Origin of the sequence: Sphingobacterium sp. UT-1RO-CII-1 (genome assembly GCF_026711005.1) — a bacterium.
Lineage (GTDB): Bacteria > Bacteroidota > Bacteroidia > Sphingobacteriales > Sphingobacteriaceae > Sphingobacterium.
Window position 1 is genome coordinate 446,077 of sequence record NZ_JAPPVJ010000001.1, and the last position, 13,039, is coordinate 459,115.

Below are 13,039 nucleotides of genomic sequence, written 5' to 3' on the forward strand. Positions count from 1 at the left end.
ACAAAGGGCATTGAAACATCAGTGCCCTTTGTTATTTAACACATACTATGACCAGTTAATTCATAGATAGTTTCTGCTCTACAACTCCACCTTTTTCACTATCAACAATAACTTTGGCTCCTGCAGGTTTCCCTCTCACTAACCAACGGACTTTTACTGCCCCCATTCCTTCGATAGTTTCAACCTCAATCTGGTGGGGCTTAAACTTCTGCTCTTTCGTTACGTTAAAATCGTTATCAATAACCCGCATACCTGCCAGTACGTCCACACCTTCAAGACGGATATGATCCGGTCTACTGATCATATTTCTAACATCATGATCAGAGCGTGTAGGTATAATTCTACTATTCCAAACAGTGGCATTAACTTCATAGACATTTCCTCCTACTGCCTTTGCCTCTACATCAAGGATCTCAATTTTCGGCATATGATAAGCATGGTATATGGTAAACGCAGCATTACGGTGCCCGTCTTCTAACAATAAAAAGCCAGGATGATTTCGGGTATAATTCTTTTTAGCACCACCAATTTCTATTTCTCCAAACTGTGGATGATCATATTTTTTCCAAGGAACGTAAGCATCTCCGAAAAGCAATAACTTATCAAACTCAAAATACTCATCACTCTGACGCAAACCTCCTGCACCTTTCTCATTAAACAGCTTATAGGTGGTCATTAATTCATTCGAAAAAGTATAGACCCCTCTCCCTAGAGCGATAAAATCAATTTCTCCACCAAATACCGTATACAGATCTTTGTGAATAACGATATAATCGTATCCAGGCAACATGCGCTCTCCGACTTTTCCTAAAGCGTCATAGACTTGAACATCTTTTCTAGAATAATATTTATCATCGTCTGCCGCTCCCGGCCCTCGCAAAATCATTCCTCCATAATTGTGATACGATTGTGCTCCTGCAATATTCTTATGTTTAAAAAAGAAATTCTTTACTGCCTGAGTTTCTGGCAATGTGCCCGGGTAGAATAAAGCCCCATTTTGTACATAACTAGGTTGCCAATTCCAGCCCCAGTCTCTATTCGGGTCATATGTCCCTGTGATATCTTCATTAACTAACCCATCTCCATCATTATCGATTCCTTCAAACCCCAACATCTCATATTCGCCCACCTCTCCAGGCTTCGCCATAATCATCCTATTAGGCTGCTCTGGGTCCACCTTCCATCTTCCTGTTTTGGATTTACGCCTCATCATAACAATTTGCCCATCACCATCTAAATCATCATACAGATCCTCAGCCACTTCACCATCACCATCATTATCAAAAGGTCTACGTCCCGTCCTTGAAGAATGCATAGTATTCGGTTCGTAGATAAAATAATCTCGAGAATCAGGATTTATAGTCGGAGCGATATAAAAGACCTTATCCTTTAATAAATCACGGATAAAATCCACTTGATGATAATTTTCCACCAAATACCAAGCCGTGTACATCGATATTTCTGATCCCTGCAACTCATTCGCATGGATATTACCGTCAATCCACATTCCAGGCTTTCTTGTCGTTTCCCCCTCTTTAAAGTCAGTAATCGTCAACACTAAAATATCACGACCTTCGAAAGATTTACCAATCGACTCATACTTCACTAAATTGGGATAAGCCTTTTGCAGATCTTTACAAAATTGTTCAATCTGCTTATTATCATGATATCGACTCCAGTTCATAGGTACTTTAGGGTTTGCAGGTGAACCTATAGCTCGCAAACCGGGTATATCTTTTGCCTCACTATTATCTTGTTGCCCCATTGCAGATAATCCACAAGCGATCAAAAATAATGACAGCAATCTTTTTATATTTTTCATATGTGTATAATTATTCGTTTGTGTATTCCTTTTATGAAACTCATGAATACGCTGTATTTACTTCGAGAGCACACATGCTCGGTACTTTTAATTATTTTCTAAAATAGAAGCCTTTTTATTTTAGAAGCGGTCACTTAATCTGATTTATATACCTATAAACTAATTTCTATTATTTGTTCTCCCGCAGAAGGACAGCCTACCTGCACCTCTACTTTACCTTTTCCCCGCACTAACCAAGTAAAAGTTCGTGCCTGGCCTGCCTCTAAAGTGGGATACAGTTCCAATCTTTTACCACTAACAAATTTCTGTGAATTACTTAGCTTACAGACAGTCTTAAACTTGGAAGAGAGTTTAAGCTTATCTGCTATGGCAGGATAGGTTGACATTAACCCCGTATTTGCCACACTTACCTCAATCCGATAAATATCTTCTCCTAACGATGTAACAACTGATTTCTCAAATTGCAGCGATGGCATGGCATCTAAAAGATCAGTTACAAACTTTGCGTGCAATTCAACAGCGTCCTTTAATAAAGGTACAGGTGGATTATTTTTAGCACTTTCTATCACCCCACCGACTTCTACCAATTGATCTGGAAAATTTGGATGCTCTACTTTAACCCAAGGTAATATTGCTTTTTCAATTTGTTGATCAGCAACCCACTTTGCAAACACCTTATTTTCATGATCTATACGCTTTTCAGGTGATGCATTACCTTCGTCTGCTACGCCATTAATCCACCAAACAGGTGTAACAAAGCTATATTTACCAACATGATAATACACCGTATTTGAAAAGCTACCGCCCGCAGCAGGAATAATTTTCCCTTTCCCTAATGCATCTGTCAACTTATTGTAACGCCTACTTATAACCTCAGAAACATTGACATCTGGTTTTAACCACGAACTCACAATTCGCGCATTTGCTTTCCCACTATCGAAGGCTTCCGGTTTACTCAAGTTATTTCCTAAACCAAAATGTAAAACAGTAGAAATCTGAGGGTTAGTATACAAAACATCCAACAATGCCCTTGTCTCAGGCTCAGATGCAGCATAATCGCCTGTTTCAGAAATAAAAGGGTTATAATTATATGTGAAGTTACGATCTATATTAACGCCTCCCTCACCATCTTCACTAAACCTGCCGTCCAAATCCAAATCTATCCCTTCATTATAAAGCTTATAAACGGCACCACCTTTTGCCTGTTCTTGCCCAGCATGTACAAGGATATTGGTATACAAAGTATCTGCAACCATATTGCCTGAAACTGTGCTAACACGCATTTGAGAAATAAGACCGTCCTTGTTCAGGTCAACTGTAGGATCTTCATCTACTCTCCCATCACGGTCATTATCAATCTGCCGGGCATTGCCTGAAAGCCAATGTTCCGTAGAACTATTTCTTTTATAAGCATCGGGGTTAGCAAGCGGAATAACCCAAATAGACTTATTTTTTAACAGACGCTGTATAGAGTCTCCAGGTAAAGCCTGAAAATACTTTAACATTTCCACAGCACTTACAACACCTGCTGGGTGCTTCCCATCAACACCTGCAACTATTAGCAGTGTTGGTTTTGGTTGGCTAGACGTTTCCAATTTGAACAATCGAATTTTTTCGCCTCCATAACTTAAGCCTATCGTTGACTCCTTAAACGACGAATTTGTCGTTAATTTTGACAAAGCTGAATTTAAGTCTTGATAAGAAGGATAATTAGACTGCGAGTACCCTAACAAGGGTAACATGAAACACAATAAAAAAAGTGGTCTTAACATATTCAGAATATAGTTAGTATATCAATAAAGATAGAAATATAAAGCGAACTCGGTAAAATATTCTTCTTAATATCTCCTCCAAAAACAACTAATTACTCACTTTCGACGCAATCCCATGACGAATAAACACTGAAAATAAAATTATTATCAATAAGCGTTTTGCTTTTAAGCATATATAACTTATTTTTGCGTTCCAAAATGTAGATATATAGCATATACCTCATTTTAATTTTGATTAATAATTATTTAGTCCTTATAACATGCCCAATATTGGTAAAATAGCGCAAATTATCGGCCCCGTAGTTGACGTCAACTTTGCCGACAATGACAATCTTCCTAAGATTTTCGACGCATTGTATATTGAAAAAGAAAATGGTCAGCGTATCGTTTTAGAAGTTCAACAACATTTAGGTGAGGATCGCGTGCGTACTATCGCCATGGATGCAACTGAAGGTTTAGTCCGTGGAATGACAGTAACAGACACTGGAGCTCCTATTAAAATGCCTATTGGCGAAGAAATTAAAGGTCGTGTTTTCAACGTAGTTGGAGATGCTATTGATGGCATTAAAGAACTAGATAAAACAAACGGTAGACCAATCCATAACGTTCCTCCTCGTTTCGACGAATTATCTACAGAGTCTGAAGTCTTATTCACTGGTATTAAAGTAATCGATTTATTAGAACCTTATGCTAAAGGTGGTAAAATTGGTCTCTTCGGTGGAGCGGGTGTAGGTAAAACAGTACTTATTCAGGAACTTATTAATAATATCGCAAAAGGTCACGGAGGTCTATCAGTATTTGCTGGTGTTGGAGAGCGTACGCGTGAAGGAAATGACTTACTACGCGAAATGCTAGAATCAGGTATTATTAGATACGGTGATGAGTTTATGGCTGGTATGGAAAAAGGCGAATGGCCTTTAGACAAGGTAGACAGCGAACTCATGAAAGATTCGAAATGTACATTTGTGTTCGGTCAGATGAATGAGCCTCCTGGTGCACGTGCACGTGTAGCTTTATCAGGTCTTACTGTAGCTGAATATTTCCGTGATGGTGATGGCGAAGGACAAGGTCGTGATATCTTATTCTTTATTGACAATATTTTCCGTTTCACACAAGCTGGTTCAGAAGTATCTGCACTTTTAGGCCGTATGCCTTCAGCTGTAGGATACCAGCCAACACTTGCTACAGAAATGGGACTGATGCAGGAACGTATTACTTCAACTAAAAACGGATCTATTACATCTGTACAAGCTGTATACGTACCAGCGGATGACTTAACTGACCCGGCTCCAGCTACAACGTTTGCTCACTTAGATGCAACAACAGTATTGTCTCGTAAAATATCAGAGCTAGGAATTTACCCAGCTGTGGATCCGCTTGACTCTACTTCACGTATTTTATCTCCACAGGTACTAGGTGATGAACACTACAATACAGCACAGCGCGTTAAAGAAATTTTACAACGCTATAAAGAGCTGCAAGATATCATTGCTATTCTAGGAATGGATGAATTGTCAGAAGAAGATAAATTAACTGTACACCGCGCACGCCGAGTACAGCGCTTCCTATCACAACCTTTCCATGTAGCTGAGCAGTTTACTGGATTAAAAGGTGTATTAGTAGATATTAAAGATACAATTAAAGGCTTTAATATGATTATAGATGGCGAAGTAGACGAATATCCAGAAGCAGCATTCAACCTCGTAGGTGGTATTGAAGAAGCTATCGAAAAAGGTAAAAAATTATTAGCAGAAGCTGTATAATACAACTGACTAGTATTGCATGTGAAACTATTCTGATTCACATGCAATACATCATAGTAATACGTATATAAATGAAATTAACAATTATTACTCCCGATAAGTTAGCTTACGACGGTGATGTTACTTCAGTAACAGTACCAGGAAGCTCAGGTTCATTTCAAATATTGAAAGACCACGCTCCTATTGTATCTACTTTAGATGATGGGAAGGTTATTATTCAAAGTAATGGTCAAAGTGAGTTAGTAATTACAATAAAAGGTGGTGTTGTAGAGGCTAATGAAAATATTATTACAATCTTGGCGGAAGGAATAACGGAAGAATAACTACAAATTATTTCAAACAAAAAACGCCTTTAAAACTAAAAACTTTAAAGGCGTTTTTTTTTAACTTCATTGCTCAAAATTTCATTTTCAGGAAGAATTCGACGCTTTTCTTGAAAAAATATTTTAGTACTCAAAAAACCAATTTTCATTTTAGTCTACAGGCTACGAAATTATATTTTGTAAAAAACACAATAAACAATCATGAAAGCCATAAATAACACCCTTCGTTAGTATAAAAAACTTTTTTAAAATACTGCACACACCTATTGTATAAAAAAACGAATAGCAGTAACTTAACAAAAGTGAAATCAGCTTATACCGGCTTCACAAACAGAGGCGCTTTTATCATGTAAGAAACGCAAACTAAAAAGATATGCAATACTATAATCAGGACACATACATTTATCTAGACGGAGAATTTGTAAAAGCGAATCTAGCAGGTATTGATCTTTTTGGCCAATCACTACACTACGGTTACGGATGTTTTGAAGGTTTGCGTGCGCATAACACACTCCATGGCACAAGAATTTTTAAAGCAGAGCAACATTTTCAACGTTTAAGTAATTCTTGTCAATCCATCAGTTTACCTTATAAATGGGACAACAATGAACTGATACAAAAAACATATGAACTACTTGAATTAAACAGCCTTCGTAGTGCATATATACGTCCTTTAGTACTATCGGGGCCGAATATGCATTTGACCTCAGCTACATCAGCAAAGATCATGATTGCAGCATGGGAATGGGGACCATACTTAGGTCACGACCTATTACGTGTGTGCATATCTAAAGTTCAACGCCCCAACCCTAAATCTTTTCGTATTGAAGCGAAAATATCAGGACAATATGTAAACTCTATTTTAGCAAGTAGCGAAGCTATTAAACAAGGGTATGACGAAGCTTTACTAATAGACCATGATGGATACGTAGCACAGGCATCAAGTGAAAATATTTTCATCGAAAAGAATGGCAAAATATATACTCCACCTTTAGGAAGTATCTTTCCTGGAATAACTAGACAAACCGTTATTGGAATATGCCGAAAATTTCAAATTGATGTTGTTGAAAAAAATTTAACAGTAACAGACATCCACGAAGCAGATAGCGCTTTTTTGTGCGGAACAGCAGCCGGTATAATAGGAATTAAAGAAGTAGATCATATTGTATATAAAGAAGATTGGCAGCACACTATAGGTGCTTCTATCCAAAGAACATATAAAAAACTAGTTTTAGAAGAAGAGAATTATGAAGTCATCATCTGAGAAGCAGACTGTACTAAATAAGTACAGCCGTATCTTTACACAAGACGAAACACAACCCGCAGCAAAAGCAATGTTATACGGTATAGGGCTAACCGACGCCGACATGGATAAAGCCCAAGTCGGAATCGCTAGCATGGGCTATGATGGCAACACCTGTAATATGCACCTGAACGATTTGGCACAGGTCGTAAAAAAAGGAGTCTGGGCACATGACCTTGTTGGTTTAACATTCGGAACAATTGGTGTTAGTGACGGTATGAGTAATGGAACAGATGGTATGCGCTATTCCTTAGTTTCTAGAGATGTTATTGCAGACAGCATTGAAACAATATGTGGTGGGCAATATTATGATGGCTTGATTGCAATCCCAGGCTGTGACAAAAACATGCCCGGTGCTATCATGGCAATGGGCCGGTTAGACCGCCCTGCGATTATGGTCTACGGGGGGACAATTGCTCCCGGACATTATAATGGTCAAGAGCTTAATATTGTTTCAGCTTTTGAAGCATTAGGGCAACGCGTATGCGGCAACCTTTCCGATGAAGACTATGAAGGAATTATAAAGCACACGTGCCCAGGAGCAGGCGCTTGTGGAGGAATGTACACAGCCAACACTATGGCTTCCGCAATAGAAGCTTTAGGGATGAGCTTACCTTACTCTTCGTCAAACCCTGCTATATCAGAAGATAAACAAAAGGAATGTTTAGAGGCAGGAAAATATATCAAGATTCTTCTCGAACAAGATATTAAACCCAGCGATATCATGACCCGTAAAGCCTTTGAAAATGCTTTACGAACCATTATTATACTAGGGGGTAGTACGAATGCTGTGTTACATTTCATCGCTATGGGTAAATCTATCGGCGTAGAAGTGACACAAGATGATTTCCAACGCATGTCTGACGAAACGCCAGTACTTGCTGACTTCAAACCATCGGGCAAGTATTTAATGCAAGACCTACACCAGTATGGTGGTATTCCCTCTGTATTAAAATACTTATTAGATGAAGGTCTCCTTCATGGCGATTGCTTGACTGTTACAGGCAAAACAATGGCAGAGAACCTGGCTAACGTAAAATCAATAATTGACTATAATCAGCCGATTATAAAAAAATTAAGCGAACCCATAAAAGCGACAGGCCATTTACAAATATTATATGGCAACCTTGCAGAGAAAGGTTCAGTGGCTAAAATATCAGGGAAAGAAGGAGAAAAGTTCACGGGCCCTGCTCGCGTATTTGACGGGGAGCATGATTTAGTAACAGGCGTATCAAGTGGCAGAATAAAACCAGGCGACGTGATTGTTATTAAAAACGAAGGTCCTAAAGGTGCACCAGGCATGCCTGAAATGTTGAAGCCAACTGCTTTAATCATAGGTGCAGGTCTTGGAAATTCGGTCGCTTTAATAACAGACGGACGTTTCTCGGGAGGAACACACGGCTTTGTTGTAGGCCACATTACACCAGAGGCTTATGAAGGAGGGTTAATCGGCCTAGTTGAAGATGATGATATTATTGAAATAGATGCCGTTAACAATACACTGAATTTAAAAGTATCGGACGACGAAATCGCAAAACGTAGGGCAAATTGGGAACAACCAGCTTTAAAAGTAAAAAAAGGAGTTTTGTATAAGTATGCAAAAACTGTCTCTGATGCTTCTGAAGGATGTGTTACTGACCAATAATAAAGTATCTATTTACAAATAGAAGAAGCTCAACACTAAATATTTTAAACAAAAAAAAATGAGTACACTGGAAAAAACAGAAACAAAGCCAATCGCTTCTTGCGAAACCAAAACACAGTTGAGCGGTTCTCAAGCTGTGCTGGAAGCTTTGATTCATGAAGGCGTAGAAACCGTTTTTGGGTATCCAGGAGGCGCAATCATGCCTATTTATGACGCATTGTACGACTACAATGAAAAACTTCAGCATATCCTAGTGCGTCATGAACAAGGAGGCATACATGCTGCCCAAGGCTTTGCCCGTACCTCTGGCAAAGTCGGAGTAGCTTTCGCAACAAGCGGTCCGGGTGCAACCAACTTAGTCACAGGCTTAGCAGATGCTATGATTGACAGCAACCCTATTGTATGTATCACCGGACAGGTCTTTGCTTCTCTCTTAGGGACAGATGCCTTTCAGGAAACTGATGTCATCAACATTACGACTCCAGTAACTAAGTGGAACTATCAAATTACAGATGCTACCGAAATACCTAGTGTATTAGCTAAAGCTTTTTATATCGCACGCACAGGACGACCAGGACCTGTACTGATTGATATTACAAAAAATGCTCAACTGCAACTATTTGACTATGAAGGCTACGAGAAATGTGACCATATCCGTAGTTACAGACCTAAGCCTATCATAAGGCAAGAATATATTGAACAGGCAGCTCAAGTTATTAATGAGGCAAAAAAACCATTTGTACTATTTGGACAAGGAATTATACTAGGGAAAGCTGAAGAGGAGTTTCGTCAGTTTATCGAAAAAGGAGGATTCCCAGCAGCCACTACAGTCATGGGCTTGAGCGCACTCGAAACAGATCATCCACAACATGTGGGCATGTTGGGCATGCATGGCAACTACGCTCCAAACGTGATGACGAACGAATGTGATGTATTAATTGCTGTAGGTATGCGATTCGACGACCGTGTAACTGGACGTTTGGATAAATATGCAAAACAGGCAAAAGTAATACATTTAGATATTGACCCTGCGGAGATAGACAAAAACATCAAGTCTACAGTCCCTGTATGGGGTGATTGCAAAGACACGTTACCACAATTAACAGCTTTAATTAATAGCAATGATCACAGCTCTTGGTTACAAGAATTTAGAGAGCTAGAAAAAGAAGAAATTAAAGAAGTAATACAGGACGAGCTGAATCCTACATCAGATGTAATGACCATGGGTGAAGTAATTCGTGTATTAAACGAATTGACCGGTGGTGATGCAATTATAGTAACAGATGTAGGGCAGCATCAAATGGTAACTTGCCGCTACGCGAAGTTTAATCAATCGAAATCCAATGTAACATCAGGAGGGTTAGGCACAATGGGCTTTGGATTACCTGCAGCTATAGGCGCTTGGTATGGAGACCCAACCAGAGACGTAGTAGCAATCATTGGGGATGGTGGCATACAAATGACTATACAAGAGCTAGGGACAATTATGCAGTTCGGTGCAAAAGTTAAAATACTAATATTAAACAATGAGTTCTTAGGGATGGTAAGACAGTGGCAACAACTGTTTCACGACAAGCGATACTCTTTTGTAAATATTACAAGTCCGGATTTTGTAGCCGTAGCTAAGGGATACTATATAGATGGACAAAAAATATCGGAAAGAAAAGATCTCTACAGCGCCCTAAAAACGATGTTAGATCATGATAGCGCTTATCTATTAGAAGTAATGGTAGGAAAAGAAAACAATGTTTTCCCTATGGTAGCACAAGGAACAAGTGTTTCCGAAATAAGATTAAAATAAAATGGAAAAACAAGATTATACTATTACCCTATATACAGAGAATTCTATCGGTATGATAGGGCGTATTTCCGGAATATTCTCGAGACGTAAAATAAATATAGAAAGCTTAAACACCTCCCCTTCAGAAGTGGAAGGTATACACCGCTTTACCATTGTGATACATGAGAGCGAAGAAGTATCCCGTAAACTATGTAGACAGATCGAAAAACAAGTCGAGGTATTAAAAGCATATTACAATACGAATGATGAACTAATCTGGCAGGAACAAGCTCTTTATAAAGTACCGGCCGATGTAATTGCTGAAAAAGCATATGTAGAGCGCTTGTTACGTCAGTATGGAGCATCCGCAGTAGTTATACGTCACGATTACATCGTTTTTGAAACAGCTGGTCAACGCGAAGAAATCGACCGACTAACAAAAGAATTAACAAAATATGGATTGATTGAATTTGTACGAGGAGCACGCATTGCAATCATTAAAAATAGTGCAGGTTTCCACGCCAAGTTAAAACAATTTGAAAGGGAAGAACCAGCACCTGATTTTGTCGACAATCAGTTCTTAGACAAGAATCAACAAGTATTTACGATGTAATCGAAATGACAGAAACATTTAAATTCATAATCGACTCACGCAAGTCTTTCATCAGACTAATCGATCAATTGTCAGAAGAAGAGCTCAATAAAATACCGGAGGGTTTCAATAATAATATTATCTGGAACTTTGGACATATTGTAGTAAGTACCCAGATACTGTGTTATATACGGACTGGAATATGGGAAGATACAAGTCGTATCAAATATATAAATGCTTACAAAAAAGACACCAAGCCGACTTATAAGGTGTCTAAAGATGAAATTGAAGAATTAAAAACTCTAGCAATCTCTACAATAAAGGAAATGGAAGAGCACTATGAAAAAGGCGTGTTCAAAGATATAACCCCTTACTCAACTGCTACTTTCGGAGAACAATTGAACAACTTTAAAGATGTTCTTGTCACCACCGTAGGTCATGACAACCTACACTACGGCTACGCATTGGCACAGAAAAGAACTATCAGTATTTAAAAAAATCAACCAAAAAAGAATAAATAAAAAAACAATGGTAAATTATTTCAACACATTACCTCTTAGAGAGCAACTAAACCAGCTAAGTCAAGCTGAACTAATGGAACCGTCGGAATTTACGGATGGTATCGACGCATTAAAAGGTAAAAAGATTGTTATCGTAGGCTGTGGTGCTCAAGGATTAAACCAAGGGCTTAACCTTAGAGATAGCGGATTAGATATCGCTTATGCTCTACGTAAAGAAGCTATTGAACAAAAAAGAGACTCATGGAAGAATGCAACAGACAACAACTTCACTGTTGGGACATACGAAGAGTTAATTCCAAATGCAGATTTAGTAATCAACTTAACTCCAGATAAACAACATACATCAGTAATTAATGCTGTACAGCCTTTGATGAAACAAGGAGCTGCTCTATCCTACTCACACGGGTTCAATATCGTTGAGGAAGGCATGGTTATCCGTAAAGATATCACCGTTATTATGGTGGCTCCAAAATGCCCTGGTTCAGAGGTTCGTGCAGAATACCTAAGAGGCTTTGGAGTACCGACTCTAATCGCTGTACACCCAGAAAACGATCCGGAAGGCAAAGGTTGGCCTTATGCTAAAGCTTATTGCGTTGGAACAGGTGGTCACCGTGCAGGTGTCTTAAAATCTTCTTTCGTTGCAGAAGTTAAATCTGACTTAATGGGTGAACAAACTATTCTTTGTGGTTTGTTACAAACAGGCTCTATTCTATCTTTCGATAAAATGATCGAAAAAGGAATCGATGCAGGTTATGCCTCCAAATTAGTACAGTATGGTGTTGAAGTAATCACTGAAGCATTAAAGCATGGCGGAGTAAGCGGTATGATGGATCGTTTATCAAACGTAGCCAAAGTTAAGGCATTCCAAATATCAGAGGAACTAAAAGACATTATGCGCCCCTTATTTGAGAAACATCAAGACGATATTATGTCAGGTCATTTCTCAAAAACAATGATGGAAGACTGGGCTAATGGTGATGCGAATCTATTAAAATGGAGAGCTGAAACAGGAGAAACAGCATTTGAAAAAACAGCTGCTGGTGATGTTAAAATAGACGAACAAGAGTATTTTGATAATTATCTGCTAATGGTTGCTTTTGTAAGAGCAGGTGTTGAATTAGCGTTTGAAGTAATGGTTGAAGCTGGAATCAAACCTGAGTCGGCATACTACGAATCTCTACACGAAACACCACTTATTGCTAACACAATTGCCCGTAAAAAATTATTTGAAATGAACCGTGTCATTTCAGATACAGCAGAGTATGGTTGTTATCTATTCGACCAAGCTTGTAAGCCATTACTTGCTGATTTTATGAAAAAAATCGACAGCGATGTTGTTGGTAAAAACTTCAACGAAGGAAAGTCAGGCTCAGTAGACAATGCTACTTTGGTTCAGATCAATGAAATATTACGTAGCCATCCTGTTGAAATTGTGGGTGTAAAGCTCCGCAAATCAATGACAGCGATGAAAGCTATTAAAACTGTTTAATAATTTCGTAATTTAGACAGGGAAATAAC

General features: G+C 38.7%; 10 protein-coding genes. 8 read left to right on the top strand and 2 right to left on the bottom strand.

The window, feature by feature from the left end:
* Positions 1–55 precede the first annotated feature (55 nt).
* Together ORI89_RS01810 and ORI89_RS01815 are read right to left on the bottom strand one after the other, a co-directional pair.
* Positions 56–1,822, bottom strand: coding sequence for a M14 family metallopeptidase (locus tag ORI89_RS01810; RefSeq protein ID WP_268228711.1), 1,767 nt, complete (start codon positions 1,820–1,822; stop codon positions 56–58).
* A gap of 152 nt (positions 1,823–1,974) precedes the next feature.
* Entirely contained in the window at positions 1,975–3,564 is a 1,590-nt protein-coding gene (locus ORI89_RS01815; protein WP_268228712.1) for a M14 family zinc carboxypeptidase, read from the bottom strand.
* 290 nt (positions 3,565–3,854) lie between these two features.
* Here ORI89_RS01815 and atpD point away from each other — a divergent pair, with 290 nt between their 5' ends.
* The 8 genes from atpD to ilvC all read left to right on the top strand — a co-directional run bounded on the left by atpD (position 3,855) and on the right by ilvC (position 13,010).
* Positions 3,855–5,357 (top strand): F0F1 ATP synthase subunit beta, encoded by a 1,503-nt coding sequence (atpD, locus tag ORI89_RS01820; RefSeq protein ID WP_268228713.1) that lies wholly within the window; start codon positions 3,855–3,857, stop codon positions 5,355–5,357.
* A 71-nt stretch (positions 5,358–5,428) separates the two neighbouring features.
* Positions 5,429–5,680 (top strand): ATP synthase F1 subunit epsilon, encoded by a 252-nt coding sequence (gene atpC / locus ORI89_RS01825; RefSeq protein ID WP_268228714.1) that lies wholly within the window; start codon positions 5,429–5,431, stop codon positions 5,678–5,680.
* A 373-nt stretch (positions 5,681–6,053) separates the two neighbouring features.
* Positions 6,054–6,944: a branched-chain amino acid transaminase gene (locus ORI89_RS01830; RefSeq protein WP_268228715.1), complete on the top strand. Its 891-nt coding sequence runs from the start codon at positions 6,054–6,056 to the stop codon at positions 6,942–6,944.
* Positions 6,928–8,628, top strand: a complete 1,701-nt coding sequence (gene ilvD / locus ORI89_RS01835) for a dihydroxy-acid dehydratase (protein ID WP_268228716.1) — start codon at positions 6,928–6,930, stop codon at positions 8,626–8,628. The genes ORI89_RS01830 and ilvD overlap by 17 nt, the downstream gene beginning before the upstream one ends.
* A 58-nt stretch (positions 8,629–8,686) precedes the next feature.
* Complete coding sequence (gene ilvB / locus ORI89_RS01840) at positions 8,687–10,429, top strand: biosynthetic-type acetolactate synthase large subunit (RefSeq protein WP_268228717.1); 1,743 nt, start codon at positions 8,687–8,689, stop codon at positions 10,427–10,429.
* Position 10,430: 1 nt separating this feature from the next.
* The gene (gene ilvN, locus ORI89_RS01845; RefSeq protein ID WP_268228718.1) at positions 10,431–11,021 is read left to right on the top strand and encodes an acetolactate synthase small subunit; all 591 of its coding nucleotides are present in this window, start codon (positions 10,431–10,433) and stop codon (positions 11,019–11,021) included.
* 5 nt (positions 11,022–11,026) lie between these two features.
* Positions 11,027–11,494: a DinB family protein gene (locus ORI89_RS01850; protein WP_268228719.1), complete on the top strand. Its 468-nt coding sequence runs from the start codon at positions 11,027–11,029 to the stop codon at positions 11,492–11,494.
* Between the two features lie 34 nt (positions 11,495–11,528).
* Positions 11,529–13,010 carry a ketol-acid reductoisomerase gene (gene ilvC, locus ORI89_RS01855; protein WP_268228720.1) on the top strand — a complete coding sequence of 494 codons (1,482 nt, stop codon included), beginning with the start codon at positions 11,529–11,531 and terminating at the stop codon, positions 13,008–13,010.
* Positions 13,011–13,039: the final 29 nt, after the last annotated feature.

Coding starts and splice junctions, on each gene's coding strand:
- ORI89_RS01815 (WP_268228712.1), bottom strand. CDS start 3,564: ATGTTACCCTTGTTAGGGTACTCGCAGTCTAATTATCCTTCTTATCAA.
- ilvN (WP_268228718.1), top strand. CDS start 10,431: ATGGAAAAACAAGATTATACTATTACCCTATATACAGAGAATTCTATC.
- ORI89_RS01810 (WP_268228711.1), bottom strand. CDS start 1,822: ATGAAAAATATAAAAAGATTGCTGTCATTATTTTTGATCGCTTGTGGA.
- ilvB (WP_268228717.1), top strand. CDS start 8,687: ATGAGTACACTGGAAAAAACAGAAACAAAGCCAATCGCTTCTTGCGAA.
- ORI89_RS01850 (WP_268228719.1), top strand. CDS start 11,027: ATGACAGAAACATTTAAATTCATAATCGACTCACGCAAGTCTTTCATC.
- ilvC (WP_268228720.1), top strand. CDS start 11,529: ATGGTAAATTATTTCAACACATTACCTCTTAGAGAGCAACTAAACCAG.
- ORI89_RS01830 (WP_268228715.1), top strand. CDS start 6,054: ATGCAATACTATAATCAGGACACATACATTTATCTAGACGGAGAATTT.
- atpC (WP_268228714.1), top strand. CDS start 5,429: ATGAAATTAACAATTATTACTCCCGATAAGTTAGCTTACGACGGTGAT.
- ilvD (WP_268228716.1), top strand. CDS start 6,928: ATGAAGTCATCATCTGAGAAGCAGACTGTACTAAATAAGTACAGCCGT.
- atpD (WP_268228713.1), top strand. CDS start 3,855: ATGCCCAATATTGGTAAAATAGCGCAAATTATCGGCCCCGTAGTTGAC.